An 18,798-nucleotide genomic window follows, 5' to 3' on the forward strand; every position below is an offset into this window, starting at 1 on the left:
ACCGCGCGCCGCCCGTTCGGCATCAGTGCCAGGCGAGGATCCGCAGCGGGTCCTCCAGCATGTCGCCGACGTCCCGCAGCACCCGCGAGCCCAGCTCACCGTCGATGACCCGGTGGTCGAACGACAGCGCCAGCGTGGTGACCTTGCGAACGGCCAGTTCACCCTCGTGCACCCACGGCATGTCGCGGATCTGGCCGAACGCCAGGATCGCCGACTCGCCGGGCGTGATGATCGGGGTGCCGGTGTCCACTCCGAACACCCCGACGTTGGTGATGGTGATCGTCCCGCCGGTCAGGTCGGCCGGGGTGGCCTTGCCCGCCCGGGCGGTGGCGGTCAGCTCGGCCAGCGCGGCCGCCAGCTCGGGCAGCGATTTGGTGTGCGCGTCCTTGACGTTCGGGACGATCAGCCCGCGGTCGGTGGCCGCCGCGATACCGAGATTGACGTGCTTCCGCACGACGATCTCGGCGCCGGACGGGCCGTCCGCCCAGATCGCGTTCACCATCGGGTTGCGGGCCACCGCCGTCAGGAGCGCCTTGGCGACCAGCAGCAGCGGCGAGACCTTGACGTCGGCGAACTCGCGCAGTTCGCGCAGCCGCCGCACTGCCTCCACCGTCGCGGTCGCGTCCACCTGGAGGAACTCGGTGACATGCGGGGCGGTGAACGCCGAGCCGACCATCGCCGCGGCCGTGCTCTTGCGGACGCCCTTGACCGGGATCCGCTCCTCCCGCGCCGGTGCCGCCTCGGCGGGGACGTGCTGCGCGGCGCGCACGTCGTCACGGGTGATCGAGCCCTGCGGCCCGGTCCCGCTGATCGTGCCGAGATCCACGCCGAGGTCCTTGGCGAGCTTGCGGACCGGCGGCTTGGCCAGCGGCAGCCGGTTTTCCACAGGCTGTGGACGGACGGGCGGCACCACCGGGGCGGCCGTGCCGCCGTTGGCCTGCCGGCGCGGGCGCCGCTTGGTCGCGCCCGGCTTCACCCCGTACCCGACCAGTACCGGCTGCCGCTTCGGCTCGTCCGGCGCCACCGTGCCCGGCTCCGCCGCGGACGGCACCAGGTCCTCCTTCAGCGCGGCGGCCTGCGCCGGCGGCTCCGACACCGGCGTCGCCACCGCGGGCCCCTCCGGCGCGACGTCCACCGCGATGATCGGGACGCCCACGTCCACCGTGCTGCCCTCGGTGGCCATCAGCTCCGCCACCACGCCCTCGAACGGGCACGGCAGCTCCACGATCGCCTTGGCCGTCTCGATCTCCACGATCGTCTGGTTGACCTCGACCCGGTCGCCCGGCTGCACATGCCACTTGACGATCTCGGCCTCGGTCAGGCCCTCGCCCACGTCGGGCAGCTTGAAGTACTTCACCGGATCTCCCGGAGGAAGCCTGGGCCTTCAGGCCGGGGAGGAATCCGGCGTCCCGCAGAGCGGGGCAGGGAAACAGCTGCCGCCGTTGGGCGACTGGTCGTCCGTCCTGAGATCGCCGTACGTTCGGTCATGGGTGATGGTCCCCTTGTCGTCCGGTGTGGCTGCCGGTGCTTTCGGTCACCAGTCCGGTACACGGGGTGACCGATTTCGGTGACGGATGCCGGTGACGGCCGGTAGATTTTCCGGTCATGCGGACGGCGTACAAGTGCCGGGCCTACCCGGACTCTGAGCAGGCGGTCCTGCTGGGCCGCACGTTCGGATGCGTCCGCCTGGTGTGGAACAGGACCCTCGCCGAGCGGACCCGCCGCCACCGCTGCGAAGGGCAGGCGACGGCCTACCGGGAGACCGACGCCTGGCTGACCGGGTGGAAGAAGACCCAGGAACTGGCGTTCTTGTCGGAGGTGTCCTCGGTCCCGCTGCAGCAGGCCCTGCGGCACCAGCACACCGCGTTCGCCAACTTCTTCGCCAAGCGCGCCCGGTACCCGCGGTTCAAGTCCCGCAACGGCCGCCAGACAGCGCACTTCACCCGCTCGGCGTTCCGGATGTGCGACGGCGAGTTGCGCCTGGCCAAGACCAGTGGGCCGCTGGCGTTCGTGTGGACCTTCGACGATGTGGACCTGTCCTCGCTGGCCCCGACGATGGTGGTGGTCTCTCGCGAGTCCGACGGCCGCTGGTATGTGACCTTCGCCGTCGAGACCGGCGACCCCGAACCCGTGCCCCGGGCCGGGTGCGAGATCGGGGTGGACCTGGGAGTGAAGGACTTCGCGGTCACCAGCGACGGCGAGCGCATCGCCAACCCCCGTCATCTGGACCGCAAGGCCGCTGGCCTGGCCCGGTACCAGCGTCGGATGGCCCGCTGCCAGAAAGGCTCGGCCAACCGGCGCAAGGCCAAGGACAAGGTCGCCCGCGCGCACCGCAAGGTCCGCAACGCCCGCCAGGACTTCCTCCACAAGACCACCACCCGGCTCGTGGAATCCGCCGACCTGATCGCCATTGAGGACCTCAACGTCGGGGGCATGGTCCGCAACCGGTCCTTGTCCAGGGCGATCTCCGACTGCGGGTGGGGCGAGTTCCGCCGGCAGTTGGAGTACAAGTGCGAGCGGGCCGGGCGGACGCTGGTCGTTATCGACCGCTGGTGCCCCTCGTCCAAGACGTGCTCGGCCTGCGGGCACGTCCTGGCGGAGCTGAGCTTGAACACCCGGGCGTGGACGTGCCCGGGCTGCCGCGCCCGGCACGACCGGGACCTCAACGCGGCCGAGAACATTCTTGCGGCTGGTCGAGCCGCAGCCAGGGGCCACATCCCCGGTGATGCCTGTGGAGCCGGTGTGAGACGGCAAGGGTCCTCCCTTCCGCAACTGGCCGTGAAGCAGGAAACCCCACCCGCAAGGGCGGGACTCCCCTTCCTTTGAGGGAGGGGAGGAAGTCAAATCGCTCATCTGTCGGCTCCCCCCGGTCACCACGTGAACGTCCGGTCGACCGCGTCCAGGATGCGGTCGAGGTCGGGCAGATAGTGGTCCTCCAACCGGGAGGGCGGGTAGGGCGTGGAGAAGCCGCCGACCCGCAGGACCGGGGCCTCCAGCCGGTAGAAGCACTTCTCGGTGATCCGCGCGGCCAGTTCGGCGCCGTAGCCGCTGAACACCGGTGCCTCGTGGACGACCACGCAGCGGCCCGTCCGGTTCACCGACTCCACGACCGTGCCGATGTCGAGCGGGTTGAGTGAGCGCAGGTCGACGACCTCCAGCGTGCGGCCCTCCTCGGCGGCCGCCGAAGCCGCCTCCAGGCACGTCTTCACCGAAGGCCCGTACGCCAGAACCGTGACGTGCTCGCCGGGGTTCACCACGCGCGCCTCGTGCAGCGGCGTCCACGCGTCCGGATCGGTCTCCACCGGCGCCTTGTCCCAGTAGCGCCGCTTCGGCTCGAAGAAGATCACCGGGTCGGGGGAGGCGATCGACTGCTGGATCATCGTGTACGCGTCCGCCGGGTTGGAGCAGGCCACCACCCGCAGCCCGGCCGTGTGGGTGAAGTAGTTCTCCGGCGACTCGCTGTGGTGCTCCACCGCGCCGATGCCGCCGCCGCACGGGATACGGACGACCACCGGCAGCGACAGCCGGCCCAGCGACCGCAGCCGCATCTTGGCCAGCTGGGTGATGATCTGGTCCGCCGCCGGGAACACGAACCCGTCGAACTGGATCTCGCAGACCGGCCGGTAGCCGCGCAGCGCCAGCCCGATCGCGGTCCCCACGATCCCGGACTCGGCCAGCGGCGTGTCGATGACCCGCTCCTCGCCGAAGTCCTTCTGCAGCCCGTCGGTGACCCGGAACACGCCACCGAGCTTGCCCACGTCCTCGCCCATGACCAGGACCTTCGGGTCGGCCTCCATGGCCTTGCGCAGCCCCTCGTTCAATGCCTTCCCGAGCGTCAGCGCGGTCATGAGGACACCTCCTCGAAGGACGCCAGGTAGGCGGCGAACTGCTCCTGCTCCTCGGTCATCAGCGGGTGGGACTCGGCGTACACGTTCTCGAAGATCTCCAGAGGCCGCGGATCCGGCAGCGCGAGGCACTGCCTGCGCAGTTCCGCCGCTCCCGCCTTGGCCTCGGCCTCCACCTCGTCGAAGAACGCCGCGTCGGCCAGGTCACCCCGTACGAGATAGGCCTTCAAGCGCTCGATGGGGTCCTTCAACTTCCACGACTCCTCCTCCGCCTTGAGGCGGTACCGGGTGGGGTCGTCGGTGGTGGTGTGGGCGCCCATGCGGTACGTGAATGCCTCGATGAGCGTCGGGCCCTGCCCCGTCCGCGCAGCCTCCAGCGCCTTCTTCGTCACGGCCAGGCAGGCGAACACGTCGTTGCCGTCCACCCTGAGGCCCGGGAAGCCATACCCCTGTGCGCGCTTGTAGAGAGGAATGCGGGACTGCCGCTCCAGGGGCTCGGAGATGGCCCACTGGTTGTTCTGGCAGAAGAACACGATCGGCGCGTTGAACACCGACGCGAACACGAAGGACTCGTTCACGTCACCCTGGGAGGTGGCACCGTCGCCGAAGTAGGCGATGGTGGCCCCCGCCGACGGCGTGCCGAGCACCCCGTCGCGCTGGACGCCCATCGCGTACCCCGTCGCATGCAGGGTCTGGCTGCCGATCACGATCGTGTAGAGGTGGAAACCGTGCTCTGCCGGATCCCATCCACCATGGTTGACGCCCCGGAACAGGCCGAGCAGCCGCAGCGGCTCGACGTCCCGGCAGTAGGCCACCCCGTGTTCACGGTACGTGGGGAACACCATGTCGTGCTCGGTCAGCGCGCGCCCGGAACCGATCTGGGCGGCCTCCTGCCCCAGCAGGGAGGCCCAGATGCCCAGCTCGCCCTGTCTGGTGAGGGCCACGGCCTCCAGGTCGATCCGGCGTACGGTGACCAGGTCCCGGTACAGCCCGCGGATCTCCTCGGGGGAGAGCTCCAGCGGGAAGTCGGGGTGCTCGATCCACTCACCCTCGGGGGTGAGCAGCTGGATGAGCTCGGGTTCGGCGTGCTCGGGTTCGGCGGGCGCGCCGCGCACGGAGTCGATCGTCATCGATGACTACTCCTCGTTCGGGGCCGGATCGCGGGATCGCCGCTGGCCGGCCGGCGTCAGTGGCCTTCGTTCCCCGGTAAGGGACAAATGCCGCTAAAGCCATCGTGGCAGACATCACACCCGGGGGCGCAAGCCCCCGAATACCCCCTTCCTTACCCCGCCCCGCCCCGCCCCAACGACCCCTCACTCCCGTTCTCCCGAAGCACCCGCTCGACATCCACCCGGTAGAACCGCAGACGACCTGAAGGAGTCCGCGTATGGGGCAGCAGCCCCCGCCCCGCCCACTGCGTGATCGTCGACCGGGCCACCCGGAAGATCGCCGCCACCTCCGCCGTGGTGAGCAGCTCACGCTCGTCCATCGATTTCCTCACTGCACCGGACGATGACCTCGGCGAGCTCGATCGTCTCCTCCAACAGAAAGCGCACCGTCCCCGCCAGCACGATGTGATCCCGTCGCCCCCAGACCGTGATCTCGGGTGGTCGGTTGCCGCGCCTTTCCGGCCGACCGCCCCACGTCGGGCCACGCGACCGATGTTCTCGGGGGCTTCAAGCACCGGCTGCGCGACGTGGTACCGCGGCCCCGGGCGCGCACCGTCAACCCGGGGCCGCGGGGTCACAGGCGAAGCGTCAGCCGCGCCGCCTCCTGGACGTCCTCGGCGTCCAGCATGGTCGGGTTCATCGGGTCGCCGAGGTCGGTACGGACGCCCCGCCACCGCCCCCTGCCCAGGTCCAGCAGGATCGCCAGCCGCTGGCCATCGGCGGCGTCGCGCACGTTGAACAGGCGCGGCACCGTGTCGTAGGGCTGGACGATCGTGACGCCCCGGCCGTCGATCATCATCTCGACGCCGCGGAGGGCCTTGAGCTCGCCCATCAATTCATCGCCTCGGTCAGCTTCTCGCGGAGCAGTTCGGCGGTGTCGGCCTCGACCTCGCTGACGTCGAAAGTGGCCGGCCACCCGGTGGACCGGTTCATCACGGGGAGCCGGATCGCCCACCAGCGACCCCGGTCGGTGTGGATGATCGACCAGCCGGGGAAATCGTCCGCCAACTCCCGCTTGGGCGCTTCGACGCCGTCGACCGGGGCGATCCAGCAGTAGAACTCGGCGATGTCCGCGGGCGATCTTGTCGGGGCCTTACTCTCTTTCACGGGTCCGACGCCTCCTGTCGGATCAAGGCCCTGGGAACCGGCATGCCCGCCGGCCCCGGGGCCGCCTTTTGTTCCTGCGCACGTACGGCATCTAGACCAGCGCATTGACGGCTACCGTGGAAGGTGTTGACCTGTTGCCCCTCTGGGCAAGGCCGATGACAGAACAGGTCAACCCGGGGCGAAACGGGTGAGGCGATGACCTTCGGTGAGAAGATGCGGGCGCTTATGGCCGAGCGGGGAATCTCGCTCCGCAGGCTGGCCAAGGACACGTTCTACGACCTCGGGCACCTGTCCCGCGTCTCGCACGACAAGAAACCCCCCTCGGCGGATCTCGCCCGCGACCTCGATGACGCCCTCGGTGCCGACGGCGAACTGGTCGCGCTCGCCAAGACGTCGTCGACCCGCCGCGCGGTGAACGGGTCTCTGACACCCGACGACCGCGAGCGGGTCGCGCTGGTGGCCGCGCGTCCATCCCGTCTCGACGTGGCCACCCTGGAGGCCCTTGCCACCGTGCTCGCCGGACAGCGGAGACTTGAGGACGCCATCGGCGCCAGCGCGCTCCTCGGGCCGGTGGCCGGCCAACTCGACGCCATCACAGCGATACTGCGGGACTCCTCCGGGCCGCTGCGTGACCGGCTCGGACGGATCGTGGCCGAGTGGTCGGTGTACACCGGCTGGCTTCACGCGGCGCTCAGGGACGATGTCAAAGCACTGGAGCTGTTGGGCCAAGGCGGGGACCTTGCCGACGACTTCTCGGATGGCACCGTCGCCGCCATCGCGACCAGCTTCCGCGGATATGTTGCTCGGCAGCAGCGCCGCCCGCACGCGGTCGTACGCGCCTCCCGCGCCGCTCTGGCCACTCCGGGCGGGCATCCTGCACAACGGACGTTCGACCGGCTCCAGGCAGCGCAGGGGTACGCGGCCCTCGGCGAGGTCGATCAGGCCCGACGGTGGCTTGATTCGGCCGCCGAGCAGGCCGACGACGACTTCGAGCCGCCGCCGGCCGTCTATTGGTATTCCACGCCGTTCTTTCAGCTCAACATCGGCATGGTCCACCGCGACATCGGCGAGTACGGGGACGCTACGGCGCTCCTTGATGCCGGACTGCGTGGGATGCCCGCCGACCAGGCCACAGCCGAGTGGCTCGGCGAGTACAAGGCCGCGCACGACGAAGCCCGGGAGCGCGCCTGACCCCCGCCGGTCTTTGACTCGACGAACCCCGACGGTGACGTCATCGCCATCCGCCCGGATGCATGGCGAGAGTTGCTGCGTCGCGTCAAGGGATCTACCGCCTGACTACGCCGACGCGCGCAACTTCATCGTTGGGTTGGTCGTGGTCCTGGTCTTGGCGGCGCTGATGGCGACCGCAGAGGATGGTGTCGAGTCCGCCGTCTGCGTGGCCTTGATTGCCAGCATCATCGCGGTGGTCTTCGTGGGCTCGCTGGCTGCGGCCATCCGGACGGAGGAGGCCACCACGGGCATCGGGTTGGTGGTGACAGCGGGAGCAAGTGTGACGGTCGATTGTGCACGGCTGTGACGCCTGATCCCGGGACACCGGTGCTTTTCGCGAGCGTGTAGGACGGGTGCTTCTGCCGCCAGCGCAGGGCCGCCTTGGCCAGGTCCACGAGGACGGCCGAGCCCCACTTGACGTCCGGGGCGCTGAGCCCTATCAGGAGGGCCTGACCCGGCATGTCAGAGCCGGAGGGCCCCAGGGCGCGGGTGACGGTGCCCTGGTTCTCCTTCTTACGGGAGAGGGTGGCTAGGGCGGTACCCATGTCTCCGAGGGTTTTCTTGTCCGCGGCTGTGACGCCAGCGCCGCCGCTTCGCTTGTGGAGCTGGTAGGCGAGTTTACCGATTGAGCCGGGGTGGGACGTTGCCGAAGAACGCAGACAGGTACGCCTGGTTCTTGTAGTTCTCCCGCAGGGACGCGGCGATGTCGGCCAGGAGGCCTGTGGTTTGGGAGTCGGACTGCGACAGGTGTTTTGCGTAGACCGCTGCTTGGAGGCGGCCTAGGTCAGCCATCTCTTTGGTGCCGAGGCGTTCCCGGTCGGGGATCCGGGTCATGCCGCCGTTGAGAACCCAAGCCGGGTTGGTCTGGTTCTCTGCGAGCGCGTACCGGATCCGGATGCGCATTCGGGTCGCCTGTTCGCGGCACCAGAAGGCTGTGCGCTCGCACTGCGTCGTGCCCCCCGCTCCTGGGCCCGCAGCCCGTAGTAAGCCGCGGATGCGTCCGGCGTGGCGGGGGAGGCCGTCGGCGGCGCGTTTCAGAGCCGTTTCGAGGCGTTGCAAGCCGGTCAGCGAAACGGACGCGACCCCTGACGGGCCCGCGGCTGGGGTCACGCGGGGAATGTCCGGCGCGTCAAGCACCATCGGGACATGGTTCCGTTCGGAGGCATCGCGCAGGATGTCCACCATCATCCGGCCGAGGGAGCGGTTGTGGCCTTGCAGGTCCGTGGTGAACGCACCGGCGGAGCCGCCCTGCGAGATCTGGGGGCTCATCAGCCGTGTCAACTCGGTCATGAGGGCGGCGATCCCTCGAAGTTCCGCCTGGACGGCTTGTACGTCGACCTTCGCGCCCGCCATGTACCGCCCTTCCACCCGTGACGGCTAGAAGTAGCGCACTTGACCGATAGCGTCAACGGCGTGCGTTCAGCGGTTGATGGCGCTGTTTGTGGTTGGAAGCGGGCAAATGGCGTGAAACGGTTCGGGTGCTATTCGCGGGAGAGGGAGCGGGTGGCGCCGGCGGCCACGGTCAGGCCGAGGATGAAGCCCGAGATGACCAGCAGGTTTGCGATCCACTGGTAGATGCCCTTTGGGGCGAACACGCGTTCCTGGCCCAGGTCGCCGATCGGGAGCAGCAGGTCGAGGGTGTAGAAGAACGCGTTGAAATGCGGGTGGTCGTCCTCGTTGAGGATGCCTGGCTTGTGCAGCGAGAAGACGATCGTCCCGAACGCGAGCAGGCCCAGCAACCAGGTCGCGGCGCGGAACGGGCGGTAGCCGTAGCCGACCAGGACGTCCTGCAGCCAGCCGACGAGCTTGCGGAGCGGGCTCTGCGTCTGGCGCCGGTCGCGGGCCTTGGCCAGCAGCACCGAACGGCCGTCGGCGTCCAGGCCCAGGGTGCGGTACATGTGCGCGAGGCGCTCGTACGGCTGGGGCGCGTATCCGTCGGTGTCGCGGCGCAGCCAGTCCAGCCGGTGCCGGGCCGCCAGCGGCGGGTCGAGGCTCTCGTACTGCAGGCCGTCGAGCTGGAGCCGCTCCGGCCAGGTGGTGCGGTCGTCCCGGAGCACGTTGATCTTGGCGTACGAAAGATCGGTCACGCCCATCACCTGCTCGGCCGGACGCAGCATCACCTCCTCGGCTTGCAGGCGTTGCAGGCTCAGCGCCGTGCCGGACGGGTTGTTGAGGTGGGCGCCGCGCAGGCTGAGCTGGCCGGTGATGCGCGCTCCGGCGAAGGTGACGCCGCCGTCGGCGCGGAAGCCGTCGGAACAGTAGACGTCGGTCTCCACCGCCAGGTCGTCGGCGTTCAGTGCCATGCCCTCCGGAGCGGACAGTTGGGCGCCCACGAAGGACAGGTAGCCGCCGACCCGGGCGCCGCGCAGCCGGATCGAGCCCTTCGCCGTGAATCCGCCGTCGCAGAAGACGTTGGCCGCCACGTCCAGGCGGCTGGCGTACAGCGCGGAGCCGGACGGGTTGTGCAGCCGCGCCTCCCGGAAGATCAGCTGCCCGCCCACCCGGGCGCCCGGCAGCCGCACCTCGCCGTTCGCGCTGAACCCCTGGTCGCAGTACACGTTGGCGTCGACCGTGAGCCGGTCGGCCAGCAGCGCGTCACCGCCCGGGTTGTGCAACTGGACGCCCGACATGTTGAGGATGCCCGCGATGTGCGCGCCGTCCAGCCACAGGCCGCCCGAGATGGTGCTGCCCTCCAGCCACAGGTGCCCGTCCACCCGGGTGCCGGACGCGACCAGGCCCGGCAGGCGGCAGCGCATCATGTGGATGCTGTTCATCTGCGTCCAGTAGAGGTGCGGCGCCTCGTCGAACGAGCAGCCGGTCAGCGCGACCGGCACGGTCACCTGGGCGTGGCCGAGGTTGAGCGACCCCATGATCCGCGCCCCGGTCAGCCGCAGCGCGGCCACGTGCCCCGACTCGGGCTCCACCGCCCCCGCCAGCAGTGCCACCAGCACCTCGGCGCGGACCACTCGCTCCCGTCCCCACCGGTCGGACTGGGACGGATCGCTCAGCGTGCGATCACCGCCTGACAGGTCGACGGTTTCGCCGCGCGGGAACGCCTCCCACAGGCGAAGCTCCGAGGGTGACAGCTCATCGATGTTCATCGATCGACTCCGGGTGCTGGTGATCTGTCTGCGGCCATGGTGCCGTACGCTTCTGACGACAAGGAAACCGCAGATCAGTAAGGGAGCGGTCGTGGCGCGCGTGGTCGTGGACGTCATGCTGAAGCCGGAGATCCTCGATCCGCAGGGGCAGGCGATCGCCCGCAAGCTGCCGCAGATGGGGTTCGAGGGGATCGGTGCCGTCCGCCAGGGCAAGCGGTTCGAGCTCGAGCTCGACGGGCCGGCGGACGAGGAGGCCCTTGACCGGGTCCGCAAGATCGCCGAGACGCTGCTGGCGAATCCGGTGATCGAGAACTTCGAGGTGCGCGTTCTCTGAACGCGGCGGGCGTTCCGGAAAAGGCCAGGAAGGGTCCGGAAAACGGGACCGGAATGTGTCGATCTTGGTTCGCTCCAACAGATCCCGACCCTTTTCCCGAACGATTCCCCAGAACGTGCGCGGCACCCCGCCCGGCCCCGTCCGCGCGGGCGGCGCGGCGCCGCCGCCACCGAGTGTTCACGGAAAAGACCCGGCGGTCCAACGATTACGGAAGATACCGCCGGGGAAGTCTTAGCTGCGTCAAGTAAGTCGAGCGCGCTCCGGGGAACCGGCCCTGACCAGGGGCCCGGCATGAGCACGAGGTGACCGGTGGACATGAAGTTCTCGCTCGCGCTGCCGCGCGAGGCGCTGAGCATCCCGGTGATCAGGCGGGTGCTCGGGGACGCGCTGCGCGGCCTCGGGGTCGCCGAGGACTGTGTCGCCGACATCCTCGTCGCCGCCTCCGAGGCGTGCACCAACGCCCTCCAGCACGCCCCCGCCACCGGCGATTTCGAACTGGCCGGACGGGTCGACGACGACATCTGCGTATTGAAGATCACCGATTGGGGGCGCGGCCTCCGGAAAGCGCCGCCCCCGGCCGCTTCCGAACCCGCGGATTTGGCCGAATCGGGCCGCGGTCTTAGGATCATGCGGGCGTTGGTGGACGATTTCAGTATCGACTCCGCACCCGAGCGGGGCACCGTCGTCCAGCTGCGGAAGCGCCTGACCTGGCGCGACGAGGCCTTCATCAGGCGCCTCGACCGCAGTCTCATGCACAGCGCCGGGTAGATTGGGACCCGCGCGGGGGATCGCGCCGCGCATCGGGGAGCGGCACCGCCGCTTCCGGCGGCGACGTTTCGGCGGAGAGCCGTCCGCCCCGGCCGCCCTCATTTCGGAGGAACAGAAGAGATGGACGCTGCCCGGGTAGGGATCATCACCTTCCCAGGTTCCCTCGACGACCGCGACGCCGCACGCGCCGTCCGGCTCGCCGGAGCCGAGCCGGTCGCCCTCTGGCACGCCGACCACGACCTGCAGGGGGTCGACGCCGTCGTACTGCCCGGCGGGTTCTCCTACGGGGACTACCTGCGGGCCGGCGCGATCGCCCGGTTCGCGCCGCTGATGGAGGAACTGGTCGCCGCCGCTGACGCCGGCCTGCCGGTGCTCGGCATCTGCAACGGGTTCCAGGTGCTGTGCGAGACGCACCTGCTGCCCGGCGCCCTGCTGCCCAACGCCGGCCTGCACTTCGTCTGCCGCGACCAGCGGCTGCGCGTGGAGAACGCGGAGACCGCGTGGACCGGCGACTACAGCGAGGGGCAGGAGCTGGTCGTCCCGATCAAGAACCGGGACGGCCGCTTCACCGCCGACCCCGAGACCCTCACCGAGCTGGCCGAGGGCGGGCGCATCGTGGCCCGCTACGTGGACCTCAACCCCAACGGCTCGCTCGACGACATCGCGGGGATCTGCAACGAGGCCGGCAACGTGGTCGGCCTGATGCCCCACCCCGAGCACGCCGTGGAGTCCCTCACCGGCCCGTCCACCGACGGGCTCGGCTTCTTCACCTCGATCGTCAAGAGACTGGTCAACGCATGAGCGAGCAGCCGCCCACCTCCCCCGGCCGGCCGGGCGCCCCCGCGTCCAAAGACCCCGACGAGCCGAGCCTGGAGTGGCTCGTCGAGCTGAAGTCCGACGCGGACGACCCCGAGCTGCAGCCGGTCGACCCCTCGGTGGCCCAGGCCTATGAGGCCGTCGCCGAAGAGGGCGCCCGCGAAGCGGCCGGCACCGGCCCCCAGCCACCCGCGCCCGGCGAAACCGCCCCGCAGCCGGTCGTGACCGGCGACACGGGGCCGCAGCCTTCCGAGCCGACGCCGCAGCCGGTCGTCCCGGACACCGGCCCACAGCCGGTCCTCCCGGGCGGTGCCGGGCTGGAGTCCGGCGTGCCGGGCGGCACGGCGCCGCAGCCGGTCGTGACCGGCGACACAAGCCCACAGCCGGTCGGCTCCAACACCGGGCCCCAGCCTGCCGTGTCCGGTGACAGCGGCCCGGACCCTTCCGAGCCGGAGGGCACGGCGCCGGACTCTGCGGGGGCGGAATCGGTCGTCTCTGAGACGAGCCCGCAGCCGGTCGCGCCCGAGGACGTTCCTGGACGGGAGGGGGCCGCGGAGCAGACGGCGCCCGAGCCCATCGCCGCCGTCCCGGGTGCCGAGACGTCCCAGGAGTCTTCGGCTCCCGTGACGGCCGCGGAGATCCTTGGGCGGCTTGGTGAGCCCGCTGTGGAGGAGGGGCCGGTCCCGGCGGCCGATCCGGCGGTCACGGTGCCTGAGGACGCGGTCGCCGCCGTCCAGGACGAGCCTGTGCAGCGGCCCGAGCCGGGTACGGACACGGTCGCCATCGCCGCGGCCACGCCGGAGCGTCCGCTGCCGTACGCCGAGCTGGGCATGAAGGACGAGGAGTACCAGCGGGTCCGCGACATCCTGGGCCGCCGTCCGACCTCGGCCGAGTTGGCGATCTATTCGGTGATGTGGAGCGAGCACTGCTCGTACAAGAGCTCGAAGGTGCACCTGCGGCAGTTCGGTGACAAGGCGCCGCAGACCGACGCGTTGCTGGTCGGGATGGGCGAGAACGCCGGTGTGGTGGACGTCGGGCAGGGCTGGGCGGTCACCTTCAAGGTGGAGTCGCACAACCATCCGTCCTACGTCGAGCCGTACCAGGGTGCGGCGACGGGGGTCGGCGGGATCGTGCGCGACATCATGTCGATGGGCGCGCGTCCGGTCGCGGTGATGGACTCGCTGCGGTTCGGTCCGGCCGACGCGCCCGATACGCAGCGGGTGCTGCCGGGCGTGGTGGCCGGGGTCGGCGGGTACGGCAACTCCCTCGGCCTGCCCAACATCGGCGGTGAGACCGTCTTCGACCCGTGCTACGCGCAGAACCCGCTGGTCAACGCGCTGTGCGTGGGTGTGATGAAGCATGAGGACATCAAGCGGGCGGTGGCGCCCGGTCCGGGCAACCGGGTGATCCTGTTCGGTGCCGGCACCGGCCCGGACGGGATCGGCGGCGCCTCGGTGCTGGCGTCGGCGACGTTCGATGAGGAGTCGCAGGCCAAGCGGCCCAGCGTGCAGGTCGGCGACCCGTTCATGGAGAAGCTGCTGATCGAGTGCTGCCTGGAGCTGTTCCGCGAGGACCTCGTCGTGGGCATCCAGGACCTCGGCGCGGCCGGGGTGTCGTGTGCGACGACCGAGCTGGCCGCGGCCGGTACCGGCGGCATGCACGTGGAGCTGGACTCGGTCCCGCTGCGCGACGCGACCCTGCTCCCTGAGGAGATCCTCATGAGCGAGTCGCAGGAGCGCATGATGGCCGTGGTCGAGCCGGGCAAGGTCGACCGCTTCCTGGAGATCTGCGCGAAGTGGGAGATCCCGGCGACCACGATCGGCGCGGTCACGGACACCGGCCGCCTCGTCATGACCTGGCGGGGCGAGACGATCGTCGACATCCCGCCGACCACCGCCGCCGACGAGGGCCCGGTCTACCAGCGCCCCTACGAGCCCCCGGCCGACCTGGGCACGCTCCAGTCCGACACCCCCGGGCGGCTCACCCGGCCGTCCAGCGCCGACGAGATCCGCCGCACCGTGCTGTGGCTGGCCGGCTCGCCCAACCTGGCGAGCAAGACCTGGGTCACCTCGCAGTACGACCGGTACGTGATGGGCAACACCGTCATGGCGATGCCCGAGGACGCGGGCGTGCTCCGGATCGACGACGAGTCCGGCCTGGGCATCGCGCTGTCGCTGGACGGCAACGGCCGCTTCACCCGTCTCGACCCGTACTCGGGCGCGCAGCTGGCGCTGTCGGAGGCGTTCCGCAACGTTGCCGCCACCGGCGCCCGCCCCCTCGCCGTCACCAACTGCCTCAACTTCGGCTCCCCGGAGGACCCGGGTGTCATGTGGCAGTTCGCGCGCGCGGTCGAGGGCCTGGCGGACGCCTGCCAGTACCTCGGCGTCCCCGTCACGGGCGGCAATGTCAGCTTCTACAACCAGACCGGCAGCACCCCGATCAACCCGACCCCGGTGATCGGCGTGCTGGGCGTCCACGACGACGTGCGCCGCCACGTGAACATGTCGTTCACCTCCGACGGCGCCACGCTCGCCCTGCTCGGCGAGACCCGCGAGGAGTTCGGGGGCTCGGAATGGGCGCACGTGGTCTACGGCCACCTGGGCGGCCTGCCGCCCCTGGTCGACCTGGCCGCCGAGCACGCGCTGGCCTCGGTCCTGATCAACGCGGCCCGCGAGGGGCTGCTGATGGCCGCGCACGACCTGTCCGACGGCGGACTGTCCCAGACGCTGGTGGAGTCCTGCCTGCGCGGCAGCCTCGGCGCGAAGATCACCCTGCGCGGGGACGCGTTCGTCTCGCTGTTCAGCGAGTCGGTCGCCCGAACCGTGGTCGCGATCCGTCCCGGCGGCGAGAACCGGCTGGCGCAGCTGTGCGAGTCCGCCGGAGTCCCCGTGTCGCAGCTGGGCGTCATCGGCGGCGACTCCCTGGACGTCTCCACGGCCGGCCCGGATGGCGAGGCCCAGGAGCTGTTCTCCATCCCGCTGGTCGAGCTCCGCGACGCCCACGAACGCACCCTCCCCAGCTACGCCGGCTGACCGAAAGGGGACGGGCGCTCTCGCGGGGGCGCCCGTCCCCAAGACGGGGTCGGGGGGAGCCCGCACCCTTCCAACCCAGGTTGCAACCTCCTGAGAATGGGGAAGGGGCCAGTCGCTCGACGGCTAGGACTGCAGCCGGCTCTCGTTGCCCCACAGGTAGTACGCGGGAAGCCCCCGTTGCAGTCCTGATCTGTAGATGCCCACGCCCTGTGTCGGGACCACTGATCTGACCCATGGGGCTTCTATGGTCGCCGCTTTGCTGATCAGCTCTCTGGCGGTGAAGGCGATCCCGGTGTCTGCCTTCACTCGGACGCCCGCCTTCGTGCCTCCGTCGGGCCCGAACGGAAGCAGATAGATCTCGGGCACGTTCAATGTGCTGCCGGCCAGAGCATCCCAGCAGCCGGAAGCCCTCAGGTGCTCAGTAAACCGGACCGTGGCATCGGGTGCCTCCGCCGGCCATTGCACCTCAGCGCATTGCGCCAGGGAGAATCGGAGGTCTGGGCGATGCAACGCGGTTTCGTCGTCGGTCAAAGGCTCTGTGCGCAGGAAAGTTGCCTTTGCCGCCAACGTGGTGACGTCTGTGACGTAATAGCTGACGCGCTTTCGCCTGGTCCGCTTCAGATCCCCCAGGCCCCAGGTCTGGAGGTGCGGCCACCAAGCGTCGTACATGGCGACCTCAGCGTCGCGAAGCAACACGCGCATTGGTCGCTCGTCGCCCGGCCACGCGAAGACAGTGCCGGCTTCGACCTGCGCACGATCCATGATCTGAGTCTGAGATGTTCCCTCTCGGGTGACGTGCGGCCCTGGTCAGAGCGGCATACGGCTAGAAGACCGAAATGTGGACGTGGTCGTAGTGGTTGGCCGTCGCGCCGCCGCGGTTCTCCATGCTGCGCCAGCCGGGGCTGCGCATGTCGTAGATGCGCTGGCGCCAGATGACGTACTTGATGCCGAGCTTGCTGGCGTTGGCGATGGCGTAGGCGGCGGTCTGGTCGCCCTTGGTCTGTGCGCTGCCCGACGCCATCGAGCCGCCGGTGGTGACCATGAAGTCACAGGCGGTGCCGGTGGCGTGGTCCTGGGCGTCGGCGCCGCCGCGGTAGCAGCCGATGGTGGGGAACGGCCCGAACTCGATGTCGATGGTGTTCTTGGTCTTGGCCATCCGGGGGGTGGTTCCGCCCATGCCGGTGCTGGGCGACTCCGGCTTGAACTTCTTGATCAGCGCCTTGACCCGGGCCTTCTCCTTGACCAGGTCCTTGATCTCTTTCTCCAGGTCCTTGATCTTCTGCTCGGCCTCGCGCTTGGCCTTCGCCTGCTCGTTCACCAGCTGCTGGATCTGCTGCACCTTGGCGGACTGGTTCTGCGCCACGTGGCTGACCAGGGTGACGTTGCTGAGCGCGTTGGACGGGTCGCTGTCGGCGAGCACGGAGACCGAGGGGTCGGCGCCGCCCGTCATGTACTGGGAGGCCGCCAGCTGGGCCACCAGGCCGCGGGCGGCTTGGAGGTCGCTGTTGAGCACCTTGGTGCGGTCCAGGGCCTTCTTGACGCCGTACTGGGCGTCCTTCAGCTTGGCCAGGTCGCCGCCGTACGCCTTGTCGAGCTTCTCGATCTGGGCGTTCAGTTTGCGGATGCGGCCCCCGTCGCCCGGCTCCGCCTGTGCGGGGGGCGCGGTGATCGTGGTGCCCGCGGCCAGTGGCAGGGCACCTGCGAGTGCCACGAGTGCCAGGGCGGGACGCCGCAGCCGCGATTGCCAACTGGGGGTGGAGTTGGGGGTCCCCTCCACGTCCTCTCCTCTCCTCGATCGCCTACCGGGTTAGCTGACGGATTCGGGCCGGGAGTCAGCCCTATCACCGCCCGAGCTGGTGGACGGTGAATTCACCCCGGCCGGTCTGGGCCGGAGCGTCGCCGCCCCGGACCGTCCGGCTGTGGTTCCCCGGTTCCCGGGCGAACTGCGCCGCGGGACTCGGCTGGTCCGGCCGGACCCGCCCCGGGGGACGAAGCGGTCACCGGCCGAATGCCATCGAACTGTAAGGAACCATTCGGATCCTCGCCAAGATTAAACCCCTGTGACCCCTGGAAGGGCAGGGCAACAGAGAATCATGTCTTTCTCCTGGGAGCCGGGCCATCCTACGTGACCGGACTCACAGGCCGGCCTTGTACAGAAGCCTGTTGGCCGTGCCGGACGGAAGTCGCCCGATTCGCCCCTTCGTGGAGTTGTCGTTCAGCCATTTCTGCACCTGCGGGAACGTGGCGCCGCGGTTCCCGGCGAGGTACAGCGCGGCGGCGCCGCTGACGTGCGGGGCGGCCATCGACGTTCCGGAGATCGTCGACTTGCCGCCGCCGGGCCACGCCGAGGTGATCCCGTAACCGGGCGCGAAGATGTCCACGCACGAGCCGTGGTTGGACCAGGTCGCGCGGTTGTCGTAGACGGTGGTGGCGCCGACCGCCATCACCCAGCCTGCGCCGGCGGGGGAGGTGTTGCAGGCGTTCTGGTTCTCGTTGCCGGCCGCGACGGAGACGAACACGCCCGACTGCGACAGCTTCTGCACCGCCGTGTTCAGCGCCGCGGACTTGGGGCCGCCGACCGACAGGTTGGCCACGGCGGGCTTGGCGGCGTTCCGCTCCAGCCACTGGACGGCCTGCACGATGGTCGACATCGAGCCGGAGCCTTCGGCGTCCAGCACCCGCATGCCGCGCAGCTTGACGTTCTTGGCCACGCCCCAGGTCTTGCCGCCGATGGTGCCCGCCACGTGGGTGCCGTGCCCGTTGCGGTCCCAGCCGTCGCCGCCGAACTCCGGAGCCACCCAGGCGACCGAGGCCCGGTTCCCGAACTCGGGGTGCGTGGAGGCCAGCCCGGTGTCGATCACGTAGGCGGTCACGCCGGTGCCGGTCGACTTGTAGGTGTAGGTCTTCGACAGCGGCAGCCTGCGCTGGTCGATGCGGTCCAGGCCCCAGGTCGCCGAGCGCTGCGTGCCGACGGCCTTCACCACCTGGTCCTGCTCGATCGCGGCCACGGCCGGGTCGCGGCGCAGCTTGTCCAGCTGCGTGGTGCTCAGCTTGGCGGCGAAGCCGTTCAGCACCCCGTCGAAGAGCTTGACGGAGGTGGCGCGCACGCGCTTGGCCGCCGAGGCGGTGGACTCGCCGGACTTGAGCGTGACGATGTACCGGCCGGGCAGCGGGGTCCCGCGCGCCGCGGTGACGGTGACCGGGCCGGCCGCGGCGGGGGCCGCGGCGGCGGGCAGCGTGCCGGTCGCGCCGACGCAGGTGGCGGCCGCGCCGACGACGAGCACCCTTCGGTGGACAGTCCGCAAGAGCTCTCCTTCTCTCCGGCGGGACCGTGCGCGGTGCCCGCGGCGGCTGACATGACCGGTCAGCCCGGAGGTACTTTAATGGATCTCTTGC

18 protein-coding genes and 1 riboswitch are annotated in these 18,798 nt (G+C 70.0%); of the genes, 7 read left to right on the forward strand and 11 right to left on the reverse strand.

Annotation, left to right across the window (positions count from 1 at the left end):
* Positions 1-22: 22 nt before the first annotated feature.
* Entirely contained in the window at positions 23-1,357 is a 1,335-nt protein-coding gene (locus ABD340_RS00345) for a dihydrolipoamide acetyltransferase family protein (protein WP_344586207.1), read from the reverse strand.
* A 248-nt stretch (positions 1,358-1,605) separates the two neighbouring features.
* Here ABD340_RS00345 and ABD340_RS00350 point away from each other — a divergent pair, with 248 nt between their 5' ends.
* Positions 1,606-2,826 (forward strand): RNA-guided endonuclease InsQ/TnpB family protein, encoded by a 1,221-nt coding sequence (locus tag ABD340_RS00350; protein ID WP_344586208.1) that lies wholly within the window; start codon positions 1,606-1,608, stop codon positions 2,824-2,826.
* Between the two features lie 44 nt (positions 2,827-2,870).
* Here ABD340_RS00350 and ABD340_RS00355 read toward each other — a convergent pair whose 3' ends face one another.
* The 5 genes from ABD340_RS00355 to ABD340_RS00375 all read right to left on the reverse strand — a co-directional run bounded on the left by ABD340_RS00355 (position 2,871) and on the right by ABD340_RS00375 (position 6,121).
* Positions 2,871-3,848: an alpha-ketoacid dehydrogenase subunit beta gene (locus ABD340_RS00355; protein WP_344586210.1), complete on the reverse strand. Its 978-nt coding sequence runs from the start codon at positions 3,846-3,848 to the stop codon at positions 2,871-2,873.
* Positions 3,845-4,975 carry a pyruvate dehydrogenase (acetyl-transferring) E1 component subunit alpha gene (pdhA, locus tag ABD340_RS00360; protein ID WP_344586211.1) on the reverse strand — a complete coding sequence of 377 codons (1,131 nt, stop codon included), beginning with the start codon at positions 4,973-4,975 and terminating at the stop codon, positions 3,845-3,847. Before pdhA ends, ABD340_RS00355 begins: the two co-directional genes overlap by 4 nt.
* A 152-nt stretch (positions 4,976-5,127) precedes the next feature.
* A complete protein-coding gene (locus tag ABD340_RS00365) occupies positions 5,128-5,334 on the reverse strand; it encodes a helix-turn-helix domain-containing protein (protein WP_344586212.1) in 207 nt (68 codons plus the stop codon).
* Between the two features lie 254 nt (positions 5,335-5,588).
* Positions 5,589-5,846: a hypothetical protein gene (locus ABD340_RS00370; RefSeq protein WP_344586213.1), complete on the reverse strand. Its 258-nt coding sequence runs from the start codon at positions 5,844-5,846 to the stop codon at positions 5,589-5,591.
* A complete protein-coding gene (locus ABD340_RS00375) occupies positions 5,846-6,121 on the reverse strand; it encodes a hypothetical protein (RefSeq protein ID WP_344586214.1) in 276 nt (91 codons plus the stop codon). The genes ABD340_RS00370 and ABD340_RS00375 overlap by 1 nt, the downstream gene beginning before the upstream one ends.
* Before the next feature lie 195 nt (positions 6,122-6,316).
* Between ABD340_RS00375 and ABD340_RS00380 the strand changes: the two genes are divergently transcribed.
* On the forward strand, positions 6,317-7,312 hold the full coding sequence (locus ABD340_RS00380) for a helix-turn-helix domain-containing protein (protein WP_344586215.1): 996 nt from the start codon (positions 6,317-6,319) through the stop codon (positions 7,310-7,312).
* Positions 7,313-7,370: 58 nt separating this feature from the next.
* Positions 7,371-7,658 (forward strand): hypothetical protein, encoded by a 288-nt coding sequence (locus ABD340_RS00385; protein WP_344586216.1) that lies wholly within the window; start codon positions 7,371-7,373, stop codon positions 7,656-7,658.
* 311 nt (positions 7,659-7,969) lie between these two features.
* Here the strand turns inward: ABD340_RS00385 and ABD340_RS00390 are convergent, their stop codons facing one another.
* Together ABD340_RS00390 and ABD340_RS00395 are read right to left on the reverse strand one after the other, a co-directional pair.
* Positions 7,970-8,704: a hypothetical protein gene (locus ABD340_RS00390; RefSeq protein ID WP_344586217.1), complete on the reverse strand. Its 735-nt coding sequence runs from the start codon at positions 8,702-8,704 to the stop codon at positions 7,970-7,972.
* A 128-nt stretch (positions 8,705-8,832) separates the two neighbouring features.
* A complete protein-coding gene (locus tag ABD340_RS00395; RefSeq protein ID WP_344586218.1) occupies positions 8,833-10,452 on the reverse strand; it encodes a hypothetical protein in 1,620 nt (539 codons plus the stop codon).
* Positions 10,453-10,543: 91 nt separating this feature from the next.
* On the opposite strand from ABD340_RS00395, the gene purS reads away from it, so the two are divergent.
* From purS to purL, 4 genes are all read left to right on the forward strand, one after another.
* The gene (gene purS, locus ABD340_RS00400) at positions 10,544-10,786 is read left to right on the forward strand and encodes a phosphoribosylformylglycinamidine synthase subunit PurS (protein ID WP_344586219.1); all 243 of its coding nucleotides are present in this window, start codon (positions 10,544-10,546) and stop codon (positions 10,784-10,786) included.
* Positions 10,787-11,101: 315 nt separating this feature from the next.
* Positions 11,102-11,554 (forward strand): ATP-binding protein, encoded by a 453-nt coding sequence (locus ABD340_RS00405; RefSeq protein WP_344586221.1) that lies wholly within the window; start codon positions 11,102-11,104, stop codon positions 11,552-11,554.
* 120 nt (positions 11,555-11,674) lie between these two features.
* Positions 11,675-12,355, forward strand: coding sequence for a phosphoribosylformylglycinamidine synthase subunit PurQ (gene purQ / locus ABD340_RS00410; protein WP_344586222.1), 681 nt, complete (start codon positions 11,675-11,677; stop codon positions 12,353-12,355).
* Positions 12,356-13,200: 845 nt separating this feature from the next.
* Complete coding sequence (gene purL, locus ABD340_RS00415; RefSeq protein ID WP_425547300.1) at positions 13,201-15,402, forward strand: phosphoribosylformylglycinamidine synthase subunit PurL; 2,202 nt, start codon at positions 13,201-13,203, stop codon at positions 15,400-15,402.
* A 123-nt stretch (positions 15,403-15,525) separates the two neighbouring features.
* Here purL and ABD340_RS00420 read toward each other — a convergent pair whose 3' ends face one another.
* The 3 genes from ABD340_RS00420 to ABD340_RS00430 all read right to left on the reverse strand — a co-directional run bounded on the left by ABD340_RS00420 (position 15,526) and on the right by ABD340_RS00430 (position 18,707).
* The gene (locus tag ABD340_RS00420; protein ID WP_344586223.1) at positions 15,526-16,164 is read right to left on the reverse strand and encodes a hypothetical protein; all 639 of its coding nucleotides are present in this window, start codon (positions 16,162-16,164) and stop codon (positions 15,526-15,528) included.
* A gap of 61 nt (positions 16,165-16,225) precedes the next feature.
* A complete protein-coding gene (locus ABD340_RS00425; RefSeq protein WP_344586224.1) occupies positions 16,226-17,179 on the reverse strand; it encodes a coiled-coil domain-containing protein in 954 nt (317 codons plus the stop codon).
* A 3-nt stretch (positions 17,180-17,182) separates the two neighbouring features.
* Positions 17,183-17,375: riboswitch (cyclic di-AMP (ydaO/yuaA leader) on the reverse strand.
* Positions 17,376-17,537: 162 nt separating this feature from the next.
* Positions 17,538-18,707: a S8 family peptidase gene (locus ABD340_RS00430; RefSeq protein ID WP_344586225.1), complete on the reverse strand. Its 1,170-nt coding sequence runs from the start codon at positions 18,705-18,707 to the stop codon at positions 17,538-17,540.
* Between the last annotated feature and the right edge of the window lie 91 nt (positions 18,708-18,798).

Source organism: Actinomadura vinacea (assembly GCF_039532545.1).
Classification (GTDB): Bacteria; Actinomycetota; Actinomycetes; order Streptosporangiales; family Streptosporangiaceae; genus Spirillospora; species Spirillospora vinacea.

Coding starts and splice junctions, on each gene's coding strand:
- ABD340_RS00420 (WP_344586223.1), bottom strand. CDS start 16,164: ATGGATCGTGCGCAGGTCGAAGCCGGCACTGTCTTCGCGTGGCCGGGC.
- ABD340_RS00370 (WP_344586213.1), bottom strand. CDS start 5,846: ATGGGCGAGCTCAAGGCCCTCCGCGGCGTCGAGATGATGATCGACGGC.
- ABD340_RS00390 (WP_344586217.1), bottom strand. CDS start 8,704: ATGGCGGGCGCGAAGGTCGACGTACAAGCCGTCCAGGCGGAACTTCGA.
- ABD340_RS00395 (WP_344586218.1), bottom strand. CDS start 10,452: ATGAACATCGATGAGCTGTCACCCTCGGAGCTTCGCCTGTGGGAGGCG.
- ABD340_RS00385 (WP_344586216.1), top strand. CDS start 7,371: ATGCATGGCGAGAGTTGCTGCGTCGCGTCAAGGGATCTACCGCCTGAC.
- purQ (WP_344586222.1), top strand. CDS start 11,675: ATGGACGCTGCCCGGGTAGGGATCATCACCTTCCCAGGTTCCCTCGAC.
- ABD340_RS00365 (WP_344586212.1), bottom strand. CDS start 5,334: ATGGACGAGCGTGAGCTGCTCACCACGGCGGAGGTGGCGGCGATCTTC.
- ABD340_RS00405 (WP_344586221.1), top strand. CDS start 11,102: ATGAAGTTCTCGCTCGCGCTGCCGCGCGAGGCGCTGAGCATCCCGGTG.
- ABD340_RS00350 (WP_344586208.1), top strand. CDS start 1,606: ATGCGGACGGCGTACAAGTGCCGGGCCTACCCGGACTCTGAGCAGGCG.
- ABD340_RS00380 (WP_344586215.1), top strand. CDS start 6,317: ATGACCTTCGGTGAGAAGATGCGGGCGCTTATGGCCGAGCGGGGAATC.
- purL (WP_425547300.1), top strand. CDS start 13,201: ATGAAGGACGAGGAGTACCAGCGGGTCCGCGACATCCTGGGCCGCCGT.
- ABD340_RS00355 (WP_344586210.1), bottom strand. CDS start 3,848: ATGACCGCGCTGACGCTCGGGAAGGCATTGAACGAGGGGCTGCGCAAG.
- pdhA (WP_344586211.1), bottom strand. CDS start 4,975: ATGACGATCGACTCCGTGCGCGGCGCGCCCGCCGAACCCGAGCACGCC.